The organism is Mesorhizobium sp. CA14 (assembly GCF_020165195.1).
Taxonomy (GTDB): Bacteria; Pseudomonadota; Alphaproteobacteria; order Rhizobiales; family Rhizobiaceae; genus Mesorhizobium.
The window spans coordinates 60,209-78,580 of sequence record NZ_JAIUHR010000004.1 but is presented as its reverse complement, the minus strand read 5'-3'; the positions used below and the strand labels follow the sequence as shown (position 1 = coordinate 78,580).

19 protein-coding genes are annotated in these 18,372 nt (G+C 63.5%); 5 read left to right on the top strand and 14 right to left on the bottom strand.

The window, feature by feature from the left end; genetic code table 11:
• Positions 1–16 precede the first annotated feature (16 nt).
• The gene (locus tag LB565_RS06695; protein WP_224582351.1) at positions 17–1,231 is read left to right on the top strand and encodes a GNAT family N-acetyltransferase; all 1,215 of its coding nucleotides are present in this window, start codon (positions 17–19) and stop codon (positions 1,229–1,231) included.
• A 333-nt stretch (positions 1,232–1,564) separates the two neighbouring features.
• Positions 1,565–1,993 carry an HIT family protein gene (locus LB565_RS06690; protein ID WP_224582350.1) on the top strand — a complete coding sequence of 143 codons (429 nt, stop codon included), beginning with the start codon at positions 1,565–1,567 and terminating at the stop codon, positions 1,991–1,993.
• Positions 1,994–2,290: 297 nt separating this feature from the next.
• Here LB565_RS06690 and clpA read toward each other — a convergent pair whose 3' ends face one another.
• From clpA to LB565_RS06675, 3 genes are all read right to left on the bottom strand, one after another.
• The gene (gene clpA, locus LB565_RS06685; RefSeq protein ID WP_224582349.1) at positions 2,291–4,756 is read right to left on the bottom strand and encodes an ATP-dependent Clp protease ATP-binding subunit ClpA; all 2,466 of its coding nucleotides are present in this window, start codon (positions 4,754–4,756) and stop codon (positions 2,291–2,293) included.
• Positions 4,757–4,762: 6 nt separating this feature from the next.
• The gene (gene clpS, locus LB565_RS06680; protein ID WP_036258315.1) at positions 4,763–5,089 is read right to left on the bottom strand and encodes an ATP-dependent Clp protease adapter ClpS; all 327 of its coding nucleotides are present in this window, start codon (positions 5,087–5,089) and stop codon (positions 4,763–4,765) included.
• Positions 5,090–5,366: 277 nt separating this feature from the next.
• Entirely contained in the window at positions 5,367–5,696 is a 330-nt protein-coding gene (locus tag LB565_RS06675) for a phasin family protein (protein WP_224582348.1), read from the bottom strand.
• A gap of 288 nt (positions 5,697–5,984) precedes the next feature.
• Between LB565_RS06675 and LB565_RS06670 the strand changes: the two genes are divergently transcribed.
• A complete protein-coding gene (locus LB565_RS06670) occupies positions 5,985–7,406 on the top strand; it encodes an SPOR domain-containing protein (RefSeq protein WP_224582347.1) in 1,422 nt (473 codons plus the stop codon).
• Between the two features lie 43 nt (positions 7,407–7,449).
• On the opposite strand, the gene LB565_RS06665 is transcribed toward LB565_RS06670, so the two are convergent.
• The 3 genes from LB565_RS06665 to LB565_RS06655 all read right to left on the bottom strand — a co-directional run bounded on the left by LB565_RS06665 (position 7,450) and on the right by LB565_RS06655 (position 10,214).
• Complete coding sequence (locus LB565_RS06665; RefSeq protein ID WP_224582346.1) at positions 7,450–8,148, bottom strand: molecular chaperone DnaJ; 699 nt, start codon at positions 8,146–8,148, stop codon at positions 7,450–7,452.
• A 140-nt stretch (positions 8,149–8,288) separates the two neighbouring features.
• Positions 8,289–8,726 (bottom strand): DUF1489 family protein, encoded by a 438-nt coding sequence (locus LB565_RS06660; protein ID WP_224510413.1) that lies wholly within the window; start codon positions 8,724–8,726, stop codon positions 8,289–8,291.
• A gap of 84 nt (positions 8,727–8,810) precedes the next feature.
• A complete protein-coding gene (locus LB565_RS06655; protein ID WP_224582345.1) occupies positions 8,811–10,214 on the bottom strand; it encodes an L-serine ammonia-lyase in 1,404 nt (467 codons plus the stop codon).
• Between the two features lie 180 nt (positions 10,215–10,394).
• On the opposite strand from LB565_RS06655, the gene LB565_RS06650 reads away from it, so the two are divergent.
• Positions 10,395–11,114: a DUF599 domain-containing protein gene (locus LB565_RS06650; RefSeq protein ID WP_224582344.1), complete on the top strand. Its 720-nt coding sequence runs from the start codon at positions 10,395–10,397 to the stop codon at positions 11,112–11,114.
• Here LB565_RS06650 and LB565_RS06645 read toward each other — a convergent pair.
• The 5 genes from LB565_RS06645 to LB565_RS06625 all read right to left on the bottom strand — a co-directional run bounded on the left by LB565_RS06645 (position 11,087) and on the right by LB565_RS06625 (position 15,077).
• The gene (locus tag LB565_RS06645) at positions 11,087–11,878 is read right to left on the bottom strand and encodes a YdcF family protein (protein ID WP_224582343.1); all 792 of its coding nucleotides are present in this window, start codon (positions 11,876–11,878) and stop codon (positions 11,087–11,089) included. The genes LB565_RS06650 and LB565_RS06645 overlap by 28 nt on opposite strands.
• Positions 11,879–11,921: 43 nt before the next feature.
• Complete coding sequence (locus LB565_RS06640; protein ID WP_224582342.1) at positions 11,922–13,487, bottom strand: amidase; 1,566 nt, start codon at positions 13,485–13,487, stop codon at positions 11,922–11,924.
• Positions 13,487–13,945 (bottom strand): GNAT family N-acetyltransferase, encoded by a 459-nt coding sequence (locus LB565_RS06635; RefSeq protein ID WP_224582341.1) that lies wholly within the window; start codon positions 13,943–13,945, stop codon positions 13,487–13,489. The genes LB565_RS06640 and LB565_RS06635 overlap by 1 nt, the downstream gene beginning before the upstream one ends.
• Before the next feature lie 3 nt (positions 13,946–13,948).
• Positions 13,949–14,236 carry an Asp-tRNA(Asn)/Glu-tRNA(Gln) amidotransferase subunit GatC gene (gatC, locus tag LB565_RS06630; protein WP_224582340.1) on the bottom strand — a complete coding sequence of 96 codons (288 nt, stop codon included), beginning with the start codon at positions 14,234–14,236 and terminating at the stop codon, positions 13,949–13,951.
• Between the two features lie 133 nt (positions 14,237–14,369).
• Entirely contained in the window at positions 14,370–15,077 is a 708-nt protein-coding gene (locus LB565_RS06625; RefSeq protein ID WP_224582339.1) for a metal-dependent hydrolase, read from the bottom strand.
• A 116-nt stretch (positions 15,078–15,193) separates the two neighbouring features.
• Here LB565_RS06625 and ruvX point away from each other — a divergent pair, with 116 nt between their 5' ends.
• Positions 15,194–15,676: a Holliday junction resolvase RuvX gene (ruvX, locus tag LB565_RS06620; RefSeq protein ID WP_224582338.1), complete on the top strand. Its 483-nt coding sequence runs from the start codon at positions 15,194–15,196 to the stop codon at positions 15,674–15,676.
• Here the strand turns inward: ruvX and LB565_RS06615 are convergent.
• From LB565_RS06615 to LB565_RS06605, 3 genes are all read right to left on the bottom strand, one after another.
• Positions 15,618–15,959, bottom strand: coding sequence for a DUF6105 family protein (locus LB565_RS06615; RefSeq protein WP_224582337.1), 342 nt, complete (start codon positions 15,957–15,959; stop codon positions 15,618–15,620). The genes ruvX and LB565_RS06615 overlap by 59 nt on opposite strands.
• Positions 15,959–16,516, bottom strand: a complete 558-nt coding sequence (locus tag LB565_RS06610) for a hypothetical protein (protein ID WP_224582336.1) — start codon at positions 16,514–16,516, stop codon at positions 15,959–15,961. Before LB565_RS06610 ends, LB565_RS06615 begins: the two co-directional genes overlap by 1 nt.
• Before the next feature lie 216 nt (positions 16,517–16,732).
• Positions 16,733–18,361, bottom strand: coding sequence for a DNA alkylation response protein (locus LB565_RS06605; protein WP_224582335.1), 1,629 nt, complete (start codon positions 18,359–18,361; stop codon positions 16,733–16,735).
• Positions 18,362–18,372 lie beyond the last annotated feature (11 nt).

Genomic DNA, 18,372 nt, shown 5'->3' with positions numbered 1-18,372 from the left:
CGCTTAAATAAGCCCCATGGATCAAGGCGACGATGACGATGGACGGGCAGCGAACGCGGACTATGCGATCCGCGTCGCGGCAGGTATCGGCGCGTTCACCTGCGAGGAATGGGGTGACTTCGCCGGTACCACACGTGGTGACCAAGGAAACGGCTACAACCCGCTGGTTTCATTCGCTTTTCTAAGCGCTCTGGAAGACTCCGGCTGCGCTGTCCGGCGCACCGGCTGGCAGGGTCATCACCTGCGGTTGGAAACCGCGCAGGGCAGGCTTCTCGGCGCCGTCCCTTGTTATCTCAAATCGCACAGCCAGGGCGAATATGTCTTCGACCATGGCTGGTCGGACGCCTTCGAGCGCGCCGGCGGGCGCTATTATCCCAAACTGCAATGCTCGGTGCCCTTCACGCCGGTCACCGGCCCTCGCCTGCTGGTCAGCAAAGGCGAGAATGAAGGCGCCGTGAAGGCCGGCCTCGCCGAAGGCCTCAAACTCGTGACCGACAAGCTCGGCGTCTCTTCCGCGCATGTCACCTTCGCCACAGAGTCCGACGTCGCGACGCTGGAAGCGGCGGGCTTCCTGCATCGCACCGACCAGCAGTTCCATTTTTTCAACGACGGCTTTTCGACCTATGACGACTTCCTCGCCACGCTCGCCTCGCGCAAGCGCAAGGCGATGAAGAAGGAGCGCCGCGAGGCGCTGGTCGACGGCATCTCGATCGACTGGCTGACCGGCAAGGACATCACCGAGCGCGCCTGGGACGATTTCTACACTTTCTACATGGATACCGGCGGCCGCAAATGGGGCCGGCCCTATCTCAACCGGCAGTTCTTCTCGCTGATCGGCGAGCGTATGGCCGACGACATTCTTTTGGTAATGGCGAAGCGGAACGGCCGCTACATTGCCGGCGCCATCAACTTCATCGGCTCCGACGCGCTCTACGGCCGCAACTGGGGCTGCATCGAGGATCACCCCTTCCTGCATTTCGAGGTCTGCTACCATCAGGCGATCGATTTCGCCATCGAGCGCAAGCTCAAGGTGGTGGAGGCAGGCGCGCAGGGCGAGCACAAGCTGGCGCGCGGCTACCGGCCGGTGACCATGCATTCGGCGCACTACATTTCGCATTCCGGTTTGCGCAATGCCGTCGCCGACTATCTTAGGCGCGAGCGGCGCGAGGTCGAACGCATGGGCGAATATCTCGAAGAACACACGCCCTTCCGCAAGGACCTCGAGGAATAGTCGGGCCTCGCCCGCGCGCCATGCCGCTGCGATGAAGAACAGCGCTGACACGTTTGCCGCATCAGACGGCAAATGTCAGCGCTCATGCAATAGCTGGGCGTGCCGTCAAGAACAGCCGATAGTCTTGGCAAAGCGAATGATACCGGCTTGATGCATGCCGTCCAAAACTGCGCGGCGGTTTTGCGGGGAACGACCTGCATGAAAACAGAGACTTAAAGCGCATCGCCTGAATCCATTTCTTAACACGCGCTTTAGCGATCTCGCCTGAGCGCCTTGCCGCCCGGCGGCGGCTTCGCTACACCGGACGACGAATGCAATTGGGAGTGTCACCCCATGGTCGAAGCGTATGATCCCGGCAACATCTTCGCGAAAATCCTGCGCGGCGAGATCCCTTCGCACCGCGTCTACGAGGACGATGCGGTCGTCGCCTTCATGGATGTGATGCCGCAAGGCATGGGCCACACGCTGGTGATGCCCAAGGCGCCGTCGCGCAACATCCTCGACGCCGATCCGGCAACGTTCGGACCGCTGTTCGCGGTCGTCCAGAAGGTGGCCGTGGCGGTGAAAAAGGCCTTCGACGCCGACGGCGTCACCCTCATGCAGTTCAACGAATCTGCCTCTGGGCAGACCGTCTACCATCTCCATGTTCACGTCGTGCCGCGCTTCGAAGGTGTGCCGTTGAAGCCGCATTCCGGCCAGATGGAGAAGCCTGAAGTGCTGGCCGAGAACGCCGATAAAATCCGGGCGGCGCTGGCAAGCTGAACGGCTGGCGCTCAGCCGGCCAGCGGTTGCGCAAGTATCCGGAATGCCGACGGCTCGGGTCCGCTTCGGCGATGCTCGACTTTCCCTGGAGCAATTCCAGGAAAAGTGCGAGCGGTTTTCCGTCCGGAATTGCGTAAAAACAAAGAGATAGAGCGGTTCGGCGTTTCCATGAAACGTTGAAACGCTCTAGCGTAGCGCACCGTTGAGGGGATGACGATTTGTCCGGCTTCCAAGCGGAGCTCCCTTCAACAAAAAGGCCCCGGTACGGGGGCCTTTTGTATTTCAAGCGAGAGCTTGTCAGCCCTTGCGCGGCAGTTGCGGCACAAGGCTGCGCTTGTTGCCGTCCTTGCCCTTCGGCTCCGGTTTCTGCGCCACTGCCTTCTTGGGCGCAGGCTTCTTGGCCACCGCCTTTTTCGGCTTCGGCGCGTCTTCCGGCTCTTCCTTCTTCGGCTGCACGGGCGACTCATCGGCGAGCGATTCGAGCTTCAGGCCGGACTCGCCGGTTTCCTTCTTCTCGACGGTAACACGCACCGTGCCGCCCTTCTTGAGCTTGCCAAACAGCACCTCGTCGGCCAGGGGCTTCTTGATGTGCTCCTGGATGACGCGGCCGAGCGGGCGCGCGCCCATGCGCTCGTCATAGCCCTTGTCGGCCAGCCAGGCGATCGCATCCGGCGACAGGTCGAAGGTGACGCCCCGCTCGGAGAGCTGGGCCTCGAGCTGCATGACGAACTTCTGCACCACCTGATGGATAACCGGCACCGGCAGCGAACCGAACGGGATGATCGCGTCCAGGCGGTTGCGGAACTCCGGCGTGAACAGCCGGTTGATCGCCTCGACGTCGTCGCCCTCGCGCTTGGTCGAGCCGAAGCCGATCGCCGCGCGCTGCGCGTCCGAGGCGCCCGCATTGGTGGTCATGATCAGGATCACGTTGCGGAAGTCGATCTGCTTGCCGTTGTGGTCGGTCAGCTTGCCGTGGTCCATCACCTGCAACAGGATGTTGAACAGGTCCGGATGCGCCTTCTCGACCTCGTCGAGCAGCAGCACGCAATGCGGATGCTGGTCGACGCCGTCGGTCAGCAGGCCGCCCTGGTCGAAGCCGACATAGCCGGGAGGCGCGCCGATCAGTCGCGAGACGGTGTGGCGTTCCATGTATTCCGACATGTCGAAGCGGATCAGCTCGACGCCGAGCGAGGCGGCAAGCTGCTTGGCGACTTCCGTCTTGCCGACGCCGGTCGGGCCTGAGAACAGGTAGGAGCCGATCGGCTTCTCCGGTTCGCGCAGGCCGGCGCGCGCCAGCTTGATCGCCGAGGTCAGCGCGGTGATGGCCGTATCCTGGCCGTAGACGACGCGCTTCAGCTCGATATCGAGCCCCTGCAGCACCTTCTCATCATCCGCCGAAACCGTCTTCGGCGGGATGCGAGCCATGGTGGCGATCGTCGCCTCGATCTCCTTGATGCCGATCGTCTTCTTGCGCTTGGCTTCCGGCACCAGCATCTGCGAGGCGCCGGTTTCGTCGATCACGTCTATCGCCTTGTCCGGCAGCTTGCGGTCGTTGATGTAGCGCGCCGACAGCTCCACCGAGGCCTTGATGGCCTCGCTCGTGTAGCGGACCTTGTGGAACTCCTCGAAATAGGGCTTCAGGCCCTTCATGATCTCGATGGCGTCCTCGATGGTTGGCTCGTTGACGTCGATCTTCTGGAAGCGCCGCACCAGCGCGCGGTCCTTCTCGAAGAACTGGCGGAACTCCTTGTAAGTGGTCGAGCCGATGCAGCGAATGGCGCCCGACGACAGCGCCGGCTTCAGAAGGTTCGATGCATCCATGGCGCCGCCCGACGTGGCGCCCGCCCCGATCACGGTGTGGATCTCGTCGATGAACAGCACCGCGCCTGGATAGTCCTCGAGCTCCTTGACGACCTGCTTCAGCCGCTCCTCGAAGTCACCGCGATAGCGGGTGCCGGCCAACAGCGTGCCCATGTCGAGCGCGAAGATGGTGGCGTCCTGCAGCACTTCCGGCACGTCGCCCTCGACGATGCGCTTGGCCAGTCCCTCGGCGATCGCCGTCTTGCCGACGCCGGGGTCGCCGACATAGAGCGGGTTGTTCTTGGAACGGCGGCACAGCACCTGGATGGTGCGGTTGATCTCGCTGTCGCGGCCGATCAGCGGGTCGATCTTGCCGGCGCGCGCCTTGTTGTTGAGGTTGACGCAGTAGGCCGTCAGCGCGTCCTGCTGCTTCTTCTTGCCGCCATCTTCCTGCGGCTCGGCGCCGTTCTGGCCGCCCTGCTCGTCCTCGGCGCCGCGCGGCGTGCGCGATTCCGAAGCGCCCGGGCGCTTGGCGATGCCATGCGAGATGTAGTTGACCGCGTCGTAGCGGGTCATCTGCTGTTCCTGCAGGAAATAGGCAGCGTGGCTCTCGCGCTCGGCGAAGATGGCGACGAGCACATTGGCGCCAGACACTTCCTCGCGGCCGGACGACTGCACATGGATCACGGCGCGCTGGATGACGCGCTGGAAACCTGCGGTCGGCTTCGAATCCTCGTCATAACCGGTGACGAGGTTGTCGAGCTCGGTGTCGATATAGGTGAGAACGGTGTGCTTGAGCTCGTCGAGATCGACGTTGCAGGCGCGCATGACGGCGGCCGCCTCGGTGTCGTCGATCAACGCGAGCAGCAAATGTTCGAGCGTCGCATACTCATGATGCCGCTCGTTGGCGAATGTCAGCGCCTGATGTAGCGCCTTTTCCAGGCCTTGGGAGAAAGCCGGCATGTTACCTCACTTCTTCTCCATCACGCATTGCAGCGGATGCTGATTCTGTCGGGCGAAATCCATGACCTGGGACACTTTGGTCTCGGCCACCTCGAATGTGTAGATGCCGCACTCGCCCACTCCATGATTGTGAACATGAAGCATGATGCGTGTGGCAGCTTCGCGGTCCTTTTGGAAAAACCGTTCCAGGACGTGAACGACGAACTCCATCGGGGTGTAGTCGTCGTTCAGGATGAGGACCCTATAGAGACTGGGCTTCTTGGTCTTGGTTTTGGTGCGCGTGATGACAGCGGTGCCGCGACCGGGATCGTTGCGGTCACCGTCACTTTGCATTCGCACCACGTCTGCCGTGGCAGTCAAACCGGTCGTCACGTAGTCCAGCCTTTTCGATTCCCCATGCGAGTTCAACATGTAGGTTCTCGATGAACGATTTTAAGCCCTTCTGTTTAGCTGACAATATGGCTAGGTGGGCAAACCTCAGCGAATTTCTCAATCGTGAATGCAGCAAGGCGCATCGGGTTGCGATTGCGCATGAAAAAACCCGGCCGCGTTTCCGCGACCGGGCCCTTTTCGCAGGCCGTCTGGCCGTATCGGCTATGACCGGGCGAAATTACTTCGCCTTGGCGACCACCGATTCGAACGGCTTGTAGGCTTCCTTGGCGAGCTCGGCGTAGAGATTGCCGATCTTGCTGGCCTCGGCCACGAAGCTCTCATAGCTCTGCTTGGCGTAATCGGTCTGGATCTCGATGACCTTTTCGATCGACTTGGCCGAGAACAGCTTCTCGAAAGCGGCGCTGCCGGCCTCCAAGCTCTTCTTGGTGTATTCGCCGGCTTCGGTGGCGATCGCCTGCGCGCCCTTGGTGAGCGAGGCAAAGCTCTTCAGCCCGGTGTCGGCAAACTCCTTGCCGTATTTCGTGAAGTCCTCATAGGTCTGGGTCATTTCATGCTTCCCTTGGTTGAAACGCCCTTTTGGCCCCGGGCGCCCTTGTGCAATGCACCTCAATATATTGTGCGATGCACAAAAGTCAAGAATCCCGTTGGTATGCAGGGGGTTCAGCGCCGGCGGCTGGTAAAATTCGATTAAAGAGAAGCTCGATTTGCCGAAAAATGGTGAACGCGGCGGTTACCATAAACGGATTGGTAACGCTGGGCGCGATAGCTTGGCCGGAAGCGAGGCAGGCACTCCGTTTGCCGCCTCCGGGGCAACGAAAATTCAGGGTAAGTAACGGTGCGTCAGGCGTTGTCGGGGCTGGTCTCCAAATCTTTCTCCCTCAAGGCAATCATGATCGCTGCGCTCGCGATGACGGTTGTCGTCGCCGATGTGGCGTTAGCAATGGCAGCGAGATCCTCGGCCATCGTCGTGGACGCCAAGACGGGCAAGGTGCTCTACTCCGCTGACGCCAATGGCCGGCGCTATCCCGCCTCGCTTACCAAGATGATGACGCTCTACCTCACCTTCGAAGCGCTGGCGAAGGGCAGGATCAGCAAGAGCACCCCGGTTCCGTTTTCCGCGCATGCCTCCGCCGAGGCGCCGACCAAGCTCGGCGTGCGCGCCGGCGGCTCGGTTCCGGTCGAGACCGCGATTCTGTCGATCGTGACCAAATCTGCCAACGACTCAGCGACCGCGCTTGGCGAGATGCTTGGCGGCAGTGAAGACAATTTCGCCCGCATGATGACCGCCAAGGCGCGCCAGCTCGGTATGAACGGCACCGTCTTCCGCAACGCCAACGGCCTGCCCGACCCCGGCCAGTTCACCACGGCGCATGACATGGCGATGCTTGGCATCGCGCTGCGCGAGCACTACCCGCAATATTATGGCTATTTCTCGCAGCGCTCGTTCCTCTACGGGCGTCAGCGCATCAACGGCCACAATCGCCTGCTTGGCCGCATCAAGGGCGTCGACGGCATCAAGACCGGCTACACCCGCGCTTCGGGCTACAATCTCGTCTCCTCCGTCGCCGATGGCGACCGCCGCCTCGTCGCCGTGGTGATGGGCGGCGCTTCCGGCCGCAGCCGCGACAACCAGATGGCCGCTCTGATCAACACCTATCTGCCGCGCGCCTCGACGCGAGGCGGCGGCGATCTCATCGCCAAGGGCAACGACAATCCGACCAAGACATTGGCCAAGGTTTTCTTGCCCAAGCACGACGCGCCGACGCCGGACGCCAAGCCGGCAGCCGACGACACCGTCGTTGCCTCGACCGATGACGTCCAGGACGACACGCAACAGGTCGCCGAAGAGACGAAGCCTGTCATCAAGGTCAAGAACGTGAAGACGGTTGCGGTCGCCGCCATGGTGCCGGCTCCCAAGTCACAGGACACCTCGTCCCAGGTCGTCACCGCCTATGCCGACCCGGCGCCCGCAGCACCCGCGATCGATCCCGTTAAGACGTCGTCAGTGCCCTCCGGCTGGGTGGTTCAGGTTGCGTCATCGCCGACGAAAACGGGAGCCCAGGCGCTGCTCGATCAGACCGCCAAGCAGGCGCCAAAGATCCTGGCTGACGCTTCGGGCTTCACCCTCGCCTTCGACAAGGACGGCACCACCTACTACCGCGCCCGCTTCGGCGGCTTCGGCTCGAAGGACGCCGCCTGGAAAGCCTGCGATGCGCTGAAGCGCAAGAAAATCTCGTGCTACGCCGTCGAGCAGTAGGCGGCCGTTGAAATCTCCCGGAGAGTACCGGCGTCGAAGGAGACTAATCGTGATTGGAGAGCAAGACGTCCTTGGCTTCATTGATTCGCGCCGCCAGGACAGACGTGCCGCCGACATCGGCGTTCAGGCGCTGCATCAGGCGGCGGTGCGCCTTGCGGATATCCGCCGCGGCAGCCCCCGCTTCAAGACCAAGGATCTTGTAGGCCTCCTCCTTAGTCATGGCGCCCGCACCTGGCGCAACACGCAGCCCTTCGCCACCGTGCGGCTGCGCGTCCTTGCGCCAGACGGGAAAACGGCCGTCAAGATACGTCTCTAGGAGCTGGCGGCTCTCCAGATCGGGGCTGAGCTCGCCATAAAGCTGGCGCAGGTCCGTCAGCCCCATGGCCCCAAGCATCTTGCCTTCATAACGCCCGGCCAGAACAAGCCCCTCGAGCCTGCCGCTGTCGTGATCGAGGTCCATTTCGAGCGCGGCGGTCCGCACCGTCGAGTGTTTGGATGCCGCGGCGCGCGCCGGAGGCCGCCTCGTGCGCATCCAGCCGACCCAGGCCAGCGCCGCGAGCAGAAGCAGTCCGCCGATAAGGCTGCGGCCGAAGATCAGCATGGGAGCGCCGACCAGCCCCAGGAAGGCCGGTCCAAGCGATCTCAAACTGCCGGCCATCCTTGCCGCATCCGCACGCACAAAGAGCAATGCGGCGCCGAAAAGCACCACGAGCACCGCTGCCAAAGCGAGGATCACGCCCATCGATTAGCACCGTCGTATCGATTAGCGCCGTCGTACGGATGACCGAGCATAGAAATAGGATGGGACGAAGGTCCCGCGCTTGCAAGTCCCACATCGGACGAGCCGAAGGGCCAGCGCCGGGGACGATCCACAAAGCCGTGCTAAAGCAGACCCAGTTCGGCGAGTTCCAGCCTGAGCTTCGGCGGCATCTCGGCGAGTGCCGCCCTGCCCTTGCCGAGATCGGCCGGCGCATCGGCGGGCTTGAGGTAACGCCAGCCCTGGAAGGCGCGGCGCGGCTGCCAGTCGGTGCGCACCACCTCAGGATCGAGCACCAGATGGCAGCGACCGATCCCTTCATCGTCGGTGAAGGGCCTGATCTCGGTGATCAGTTGCCGGCACTGCACGCTGCCCTTGATCACCCAATAGAGTGAGCCGCCATCAGTGATCTCATCGCCGCGCGTCGGCACCATGCGGGTGGTGTGCCAGTGCTCGGCCGGCTCGCCCGCGCGGCGCCGCTCGTCGAGGCGGAAGGCAATCCACTCTTCGAGATCCTCGACGCTGTCGCAGCCGACGCACAGTTTGATGAGGTTGAGTGACATGCCCCAAGATTTAGCCGCAAGGGTTGACGCGTCAACGCCTTGAGCGACTTCTCCACAGGGCCAGTCTGGCGTCTCGGTAAGACCTCAGCACTCCACCACATTGACCGCCAGGCCGCCGAGGCTGGTTTCCTTGTATTTCTCGTTCATGTCGAGGCCGGTCTGGCGCATGGTCTCGATCGCGGCGTCGAGCGGCACGAAATGCGTGCCGTCGCCCTTGATGGCCAAGGAGGCGGCCGTCACAGCCTTCACCGCGCCCAGCGCATTGCGCTCGATGCAGGGCACCTGCACCAGACCGCCGACGGGATCGCAGGTCATGCCTAGATGATGCTCAAGCGCGATCTCGGCGGCGTTCTCCACCTGCTCGGGCGTGCCGCCCATCACCGCGCAAAGGCCGGCGGCAGCCATCGCCGAAGCGGAACCCACCTCGCCCTGGCAACCGACTTCGGCGCCGGAGATCGAGGCGTTGGACTTGATAATGCCGCCGACGGCGGCGGCCGTCAGCAGGAAGTCGCGGATGCTCGGCTGGTCCGCTTCGGGATGGAAATGCAGCCAATAGCGCAGCACTGCCGGCAACGTGCCGGCCGCGCCATTGGTCGGCGCCGTCACCACGCGACCGCCGGCGGCGTTCTCTTCGTTGACCGCCATGGCGTAGATCGACAGCCAGTCATTGGCGAGCAAGGGATTGGGCCGGTTCTGCTGCCACTGTTCCTGCAGCTTGTCATGCAGTTGCCGCGCACGGCGGCGCACCTTCAGCCCGCCGGGCATGATGCCGTCCTGCGAGAGGCCGCGATCGATGCAGCCCTTCATCGCTCCCCAGATCGCGTCGAGGCCTTCGTCGAGCTCCTCGCGCGACATGTGTTTCTCCTCGTTGGCGCGCTTCATCTCGGCAATCGAAAGCCCGCTCTTTGCCGCCATCGCCAGCATCTCGACGGCATTCTTGAACGGGTACGGCACCTTCTTGCCCTCGGTCGTCACCGAGCCCTTGGCCTTCATGCGCTGCAGCTCTTCTTCGGAAACGACGAAACCGCCGCCGATCGAATAATAGATGCGCTTGAGCAGCAGCCGGTCGGATGCGTCATAGGCATAGAAGGCCATGCCGTTGGCATGGCCGGTCAGCGGCGTCTTGCGGTCGAGCACGAGGTCCTTGGCGGGATCGAAACGGTATGTCGGGTGCCCGGGCGGGGAAATCCGCTTCTCCGCGCCGATGCGGGCGACGATGCCCTCGGCCTCGTCCGGATCGACCGTCTGCGGCGTCTGACCTGCCAATCCCAGGATCACGGCGCGGTCCGAGCCGTGGCCGATGCCGGTATAGGCGAGCGAGCCATGCAGGCTTGCGCCGATACGATCGACTTTCACGCCCGCCGGCCGCGGCCAATCGCCGGTGAGGATCTCATCGAGGAAACGGCGCGCGGCCGTCATTGGCCCCATCGTGTGCGAGCTCGACGGGCCGATGCCGATCTTGAACAGGTCGAAAACCGAAAGGAACACGGGGCCATTGTCTCCTGGAGGCCGATCAAGACTTACATATAGGAATTCCTGTGATGTTTCCGCTGTTTTGCATGTCGCGGCCCGGCGGCTGCCGACCTTGTTTGCTCCGCCAGCGACATCGTCCTCCCGAGAGCTCTCGCGCCCGTCGAAGCGTCGGCCCGGCCCGTGTTACAAGAAGTCATGGGCGACTCACTCCACCTTTCAATGGCAGATCTGGCGGCGTTGATCTTCTTCCTGGCCGTCTGGGTGCTGCACACGCTCGCCTCCGACGGCAGGCTGATCAGCCGCATGTCGCTTACCACGGCAATGAACGCCCAGCGCGAGGCCTGGATGCGCAACATGGCCGAGCGAGAGATTCGCATCGTCGACACCGCCATCATGGGTGGCCTGCAGCAAGGCACCGCCTTTTTTGCTTCGTCTTCCCTGATCGCGCTCGGCGGCTGCTTTGCCCTGCTCGGCGCTTCCGACCGCGTGCTTCAGGTTCTGGCCGACCTGCCCTTTGGCGCGGCTTCGTCGCGCGAAGCCTTCCAGACCAAGGTGTTCGGCCTGGTGCTGATTCTCGCCTTCGCCTTCTTCAAATTCGGCTGGGCCTACCGGCTGTTCAACTATTGCTCGATCCTGATCGGCGCGGTGCCGACTCCGCATGGCCCGGCGTCGCGCAATCCGGTCAGCGAAACGGCGGTGTGGCGGGCGACGCGCATGAACGTGCTCGCCGGCAAGCACTTCAACTCCGGCTTGCGCGCCGTCTTCTTCTCGATCGGCTATCTCGGCTGGTTCGTCGACCCGATCGTCTTCGTCGTGTCGACGCTGGTGCTTCTGGCGGTGCTGGTGCGCCGCCAGTTCTTCTCTGCTGCGCGGCAGGCGGTGCTCGGTCAGCCGCCCGGTCCGGGAAAAGGCTGATCGATGCGGCCGGCGATCCAGTAAGCGATGAGCCCGGTCCATTCACGAAGCGCCTTGGTGGTGATTTCCAGATTGTCGCCGGGGCTCGTGCGGTACAGGCGTTCCCTTCCCGTGGTCCAGTAGTCAACCGGCCAGGGAACTGTGGGAAAGCCGGCCCTGTCGAACAGCGCCTTGGCGCGGGGTATATGAAAAGCCGACGTGACGAGCAGCCAGGTCTCGCCCGGTTTCGGCATCACCAGCCTCTTGGTGAATATAGCGTTCTCGTAGGTGGTGCGCGATTTGTTCTCGAGGACCAGGCGATCGGCGCTTACCCCGAGCGCTGTAAGCAGGCGCGGCGCGGCGTCCGCATCGCCCTCGCCTTCGCCGATCATTTCGAGCGGACCGCCGGTAATGACGACCTTTGCCGTCGGGAACCGTCGGGCCAGCACCGCCGCCTCGACGATACGGTCGCCGCTGGCATTCAATTCATAGCCGCCGCGCACGATATTGACCGCCCCGTCCATGGCGCCGCCCAGCACGACGATACCGTCCACCTTTGCCGGCAGCGGCGGTTTCGGAAAGCGCTCCTCCAGCGGGTTGAGCATCATGACGCCAATCGACGACCATGTCGAAAGCACAAGGATGAGAAAGGCAAGGGCGCTGCCGGTGGTTGCCAAACGCCCACGTCCCATCATGCTGGCAATCAGGCCTACCAGCAGCAGGAAGATCGCCAGGTTGAGCGGCCTGGCGACAAACCAAAAGAGCTTCGACAGGAAGAAGAACATCACTCACCCCGCTGGGTCGCCACTGACCCTGACGGGATTGAGCCTACCACCATTTTTCCGGCTGGAACCTGCCCGCCGCCTGCTCGATGACGTTGGCCGTCTGGAACAGCGTTTCCTCGTCGAACGGGCGGCCGATCAGTTGCAGGCCGAGCGGCAGGCCCTTGCCATCAAGGCCGGCCGGCACCGAAATGCCGGGAAGGCCGGCCATGTTCACCGTCACGGTGAAGATATCGTTGAGATACATCTTCACCGGATCGGAGGCCATGTCCTCGTCGGCGATGCCGAAGGCGGCCGATGGGGTCGCGGGCGTCAGGATGATATCGACGCCGGCGGCAAAGACATTCTCGAAGTCGCGCTTGATCAGGGTGCGCACCTTCTGCGCCTGCAGATAATAGGCGTCGTAATAGCCGGCCGACAGCACATAGGTGCCGATCATGATGCGCCGCTTGACCTCGCGGCCGAAGCCGGCGGCGCGCGTCTTCTCATACATGTCGACGATGTCCTTGCCGGGGACGCGCAGGCCATAGCGCACTCCGTCATAGCGGGCGAGGTTCGACGAAGCCTCGGCGGGCGCCACGATATAGTAAGCCGGCAAGGCATATTTGGTATGCGGCAGCGAGATGTCGACGATCTCGGCGCCGGCGTCCTTCAGCCAGGCAATGCCCTTCTGCCAGAGCGCCTCGATGTCTTCCGGCATGCCGTCGACGCGATACTCCTTCGGAATGCCGACCTTCATGCCCTTGATCGGCTTGCCGATCGCCGCTTCATAGTCCGGCACCGGGCGGTCGACCGAGGTCGTGTCCTTCGGATCGACGGAGGCCATCGATTTCAGCAGGATCGCGGCGTCGCGCACGTCGCGCGCGATCGGTCCGGCCTGGTCGAGTGAGGAAGCGAAGGCAACGATGCCCCAGCGCGAGCAGCGCCCATAAGTCGGCTTGATGCCGACCGTGCCGGTCAAGGCCGCGGGCTGGCGGATCGAGCCGCCCGTATCAGTCGCTGTTGCGCCCGCGCAGAGAAACGCGGCTACCGATGATGCCGACCCGCCGGACGAGCCGCCGGGCACCAATTGGGCGTTGTCCAAGGTCCGCGCCGTCTTCGTGCCGCCGGCGGAAACAAAGCCGCCATCGCCCTGATGCGTCGTCGGCATAACGACCGTATCGACACGCGAGCGCCGCCATGGATTGATCACCGGGCCGTAATAGGAGGTCTCGTTCGACGAGCCCATGGCGAACTCGTCCATGTTGAGCTTGCCGAGCATCACCGCGCCGTCGGCCCAAAGATTGCTGGTCACGGTCGACTCGTAGTGCGGCTTGAAGCCGTCGAGCACGTGGCTGCAGGCCTGGGTGTGGATGCCTTCGGTGGCGAACAGGTCCTTGATGCCGAGCGGAATGCCTTCCAGCGCGCCGCCCTCGTCCTTGGCGAGCCTTGCATCGGAAGCCTTGGCCATGTTGCGCGCCTTGTCGGCGGTGACGGTCACATAGGCATTGAGCACCGGATTGGCGCGATCGATCGCCGCGAGATAAGCCTCGGTGATCTCGGCCGCGGTGATCTCCTTGCCGCGCAGCTTGGCGCGGGCCTCGGAAATGGTGAGATGGGTGAGATCGCTCATCAGGCAAGGCTCTTTTCGTAAAACACCGACCACTCGGAGTCGGGATAATCCAGCACCGGTCCGCAACGCGAGAATCCGGCACGCTCATAGACGGTCCAGGCGGCGGGGTGGCGATCGCCGGTTTCGAGAACCAGGCGGGTCAGCCCTTCCTGCCGGGCGAGCGCTTCGATCCGCCCGACGATTTCGGCGCCGATCTTGCGGCCGCGATGCGAAGGCCGCGTATACATGCGCTTGACCTCACCGGTGGCATTGTCGTGGCGCTTGAGCGCGCCGCAGCCGACGGCAAGGCCGTTGTCGCGGGCGATGAACACCGTCGTATCCTTGTCCGCCATCTGCTCGACGGTCAGGTGATAGCAGTGCTCGGGCGGCGTCAGTTCGAGCAGCGCGGCATTGAGTTCGGCGACCAGCACGCGGACGTCGTCCTGCAAAGGCGTCTCGACGGCGATCTCGACAGCCACGGCCTACTCCACCACCTTCGGAACGAGGAAGAAATTCTCTTCCGTTGCCGGCGCGTTGGCGACGATGTCGGCAGGCTTGTTGCCGTCGGTGACGGCATCCTGGCGCTTCTTCATCTCCATGGGTGTGACCGAGGTCATCGGCTCGACGCCCGAGACATCGACCTCGTTCAATTGCTCGACGAAGCCGAGGATGGCGTTCAATTCGCCGGTCATGCGCTCGGCGTCCTCCTCGCTCACCGCGATACGGGCAAGGCGCGCGACGCGCTTCACGGTCTGAAGATCAACGGACATGTTCTATCGCCTCGGGAAAACCAGTGCGGGCTATAGCGGCGCGGCGCTTGCCGCGCAACATAGATCATGTGGGCTGCGGACAGCCCAGCGTCGCCTCAAGCATGTCTCGCAACGCGCTTTCGGAGAGCGCGGCTCAGATCGTGATCGCCTTGCCGATTTCCGGCAGCGCCACGTTTACGCCCGAACCTTCCATGCCGGCGACGAACTTGTCGGCGGTCTGGTCGATCATCGAGAAGGTGCCGAAATGGCAGGGAACGACCGTATCGAAGCCGAAGAAGCGGCGGCAGGCAAGCGCCGCCACTGCGCCGCCCATGGTGAAGCGGTCGCCGATCGGCACGATGCCGATCTTCGGTTCATGCAATTCGTTGATCAGGCCCATATCGGAGAAGATGTCGGTGTCGCCCATGTGATAGAGCGTCTTGTCCTCGGGGAAGTGCAGGACGAGCCCGCCCGGATTGCCGAGATAGGTGTTCGTGCCGCCTTCGCCGCCGAAAGAGGACGAATGCAGCGCTTGGACGAAGGTCGTGGTGAAAGGGCCGCAATCGACGGTGCCGCCGATATTGCCCGGATTGATCCTGTCGCCGCTGACGCCCTGGCCGACGAGATACATGCAGATCTCGAAATTGGCGACCAGCATGGCGCCGCTTTTCTTCAGCACTTCGACTGCGCCGCTGACATGGTCGTTATGACCGTGGGTCAGGAGCACGTGGGTCACGCCTTCCGCCGGCCCTTCCCAGCCGCCCGTCCAGGATGGATTGCCGACCAGATAGGGGTCGATGAGAATGGTGGCGTCCTTGGTCTCGACGCGGAATGCCGAATGTCCGTACCAGGTCAGTTTCATGAATGCTATCCTCGATTTCTCCGTTGCCGGAAGATAGAACGCTAGTCGCAAATTGAAAGTGGCGCCCTCCTCCCAAACGTCAAAAGGATGTGACGCCTAGATGTCAGAGAAAGCCGTTGGGCATTATTTCAATCGAGGAACTGCCAGGGCGGCTTGCCGACGGCAAGACGCTCGCCGGGCTCGATCTCGGCGACAAGACGATCGGCGTGGCGGTCTCCGATCGCGGGCTGTCCTTCGCCCATCCGCGCCCGGTGATCCTGCGCAAGAAATTTTCGCTGGATGCCGCCCAACTGCTCGCTCAGCTCGACAAGGACAATGTCGGCGCCGTCGTGCTCGGCCTCCCGGTCAACATGGACGGCTCGGAAGGGCCTCGTGCGCAAAAATCGCGCGCCTTCGTCCGCAACATGGCGCCGCTTTCCGACCTGCCCTTCGTGCTGTGGGACGAGCGCCTCTCGACGGTGGCAGCCGAGCGGACACTGATCGAGATGGATTTCTCGCGCAAGAAGCGCGCCGGCAAGATCGATTCGGCGGCCGCCGCCTTTATTCTGCAGGGAGCGTTGGACCGGCTTCAGTCGCTGGGCCGAGCCGTTCGGGGCTGATATCACCCCGCCGGCGCTGCCTTATCCATTCGGCGATGTTGCGCCGGCGGCGGAAGGCCCAAAGCCCCATGAGCAGGAAAAAGTCGAAAACGCAGGTTCGCGCCACCATGCCCGGGATGATAGCCGGATCGACGCCGAGCATCTGGCCGTAGAGCTGGAAAGCGAAATCGTGCACCTGTCGGCTCAGCATCGCGTAGCCGAAATTCATGTCGTTGGCCGACAGGAAGAACCATCCCCAGAAGATGGCCATCGGAGCAGCCCATAATGTGAATATCGTGCGCATCAGCGGCTGCCGCCAGGCTTGTTTTCCGGGCGGCCGGATATGCGGGAAAGGAGCGAACTGTGCGCGGCGCCCATCGCCATGCGCGAGGCGGCGCGAACATCGCCCTCGGGCAAATTCATTGCGGCGAAGGTGGAGCGGCGTTCGGCCAGCACGGCGATGTAGGAGGCAAGCAGCGCCGTCATCTGGATTGCGACGATCATGAACAGGCCGTTTACGCCTTGCGCCACGCCGCCGATGAGGATCAGCGAAAGCAGAAAAGATGCCGAGATGAAGGCTATCCGCGCCACGCTCTCGCCCGCGTCCGGCCTTGCCGCCGCGTTCAGCAGCGTCTCGACGAAGGCCCAGCAGAACAACACCGCGACGGTCAGGAGCGCGATCGAGAGCGGCGCCAGCACGGCAACATTTTCAAGCTCGGGAAGCCGGTGAGCCTGGACTGAGAGGCCAAGCACGCCAAACGCCGCCGCCATGCCGCGGCTGCCGTCCATGCAGATATAGGCAAGCAGGGCGAAAACCACCGCCCAATGTAAGGCCAGAACTGAGCTCAACACGTGCCGCATACGTTTCCCGCTGTCGGAGCTCGGGGAGATCGTGGTTAACCGTCCCCTACTCCAGCATGCGGAGATTGGGCTTTGCATCGGCGCGCCGCAACGGAAACCATTTGTTAAGGTTAACGGCTATCCACAGATCGGCAATCCGCCTCGGAGCATGACGCCGAACGGTGTGAAGCGGTTTTCGGATGATATCCCGCCCTGTCTCCTTGATATGGAACAGGATCAGGTCACCGGCGGATAGAGCGTGTCGATGATCATGCGCGCGTCGTGGCGCGAATCGAGCATGCCGTAGGTGGTGCGCCACTGGCCGCCGAGCCGCGTTTCGACAAAGGCGTCGGCAATCCGCCCTGCCCCCAGCCGGCGCAGCTCCGCCGCCGCGGCCGAAAGCGCCAGCTGTTCGGTGAGCAGGCGCGCCGAGCCCTGGTCGGTCGCGGCGACCTGCATGGCCGCCTTCAGCACGCCGATTGTGCCGCGCCCGCCGGTGCCGAGATCACGGTCGATGCCGGTCAGCACCTCCTCGAACAGGCCGGGCGCGCGGCCGAGCACGCGCAGCACGTCGAGCGCCATGACATTGCCCGAGCCCTCCCAGATCGCGTTGACCGGCGCCTCGCGATAATAGCGGGCAAGCGGCGCTTCCTCGACATAGCCGTTGCCGCCAAGGCATTCCATCGCCTCGTAGAGCAGCGCCGGCGCGATCTTGCAGACCCAGTATTTGACCACAGGCGTCATGGCGCGGGCAAAGGCCGCCTCGCCACGGTCGCTTGCCGCCTCGTCGAAAGAACGCGCCAGCCGGAACGACAGAGCGGTGGCCGCGGCGACATCGAGCGCCATATCGGCCAAAACCCGCTGCATCAGCGGCTGGTCGATCAGGTTTGAGCCGAACACCTGGCGATGGCGCGTGTGATGGATGGCCTCGGCGAGCCCCGCCCGCATCAGCGCCGACGAAGCGACCGCGCAGTCGAGCCGGGTCAGCGTCACCATGTCCATGATCGTCTTCACGCCGGCGCCCGGGTCGCCGACCATCTCGCCGATCGCGTTGACGAACTCCACCTCCGACGAGGCATTCGAGCGGTTGCCGAGCTTGTCCTTCAGCCGCTGGAAGCGGAAGCCGTTGCCGGAGCCGTCACCCAGGATGCGCGGAACGAGGAAGCAGGACAGCCCTTCGGATGCCTGGGCCAGCACCAGGAACGCATCAGACATCGGCGCCGACATGAACCATTTGTGGCCGGTCAACCGGTAGAAGCCGCTTCCGGTGCGCTCCGCCCTGGTGGTGTTGGCGCGCACATCGGTGCCGCCCTGCTTCTCGGTCATGCCCATGCCGAGCGTCAGCCCGGTCTTCTGCACCGGAGGCTTCTGCGTCTGGTCGTACTTGCGCGTCGTCACGCGCGGCGCCCATTCGCGGAAAAGCTTCGGGCTTGCCATCAAGGCCGCCAGCGAGGCGCTGGTCATGGTGATGGGGCACAGATGCCCGGTCTCGAGCTCGGCGGTCAGGTAGAAGCGTGCCGCCCTCACCTGATGGCGGCGGCCGATCTCGGCATCGCCGTTTTCCCACACCGAAGAATGCAGGCCGCCGGCGATCGAGCGGCGCATCAAGGCGTGATAGGCCGGATGATATTCGACCAGGTCGAGGCGACGGCCCTGGCGGTCATGGGTCCGCAATTTCGGCGTGTCGACGTTGGCGAGGCGGGCAAGCTCCTGCGCCTCCTGCGTCATCACGAACCGTCCAAGCCCGTCAAGATCCTTGCGCACGGGATCGGAAAAACGCTCGGCAAGCTGGATGAGCAACGGATCGCCCCGCCACGCATTGCCACCCGTCAAAGGCGGCGGCTGGTTGATCACCTCGTCGGTCACGCCCAATCCTT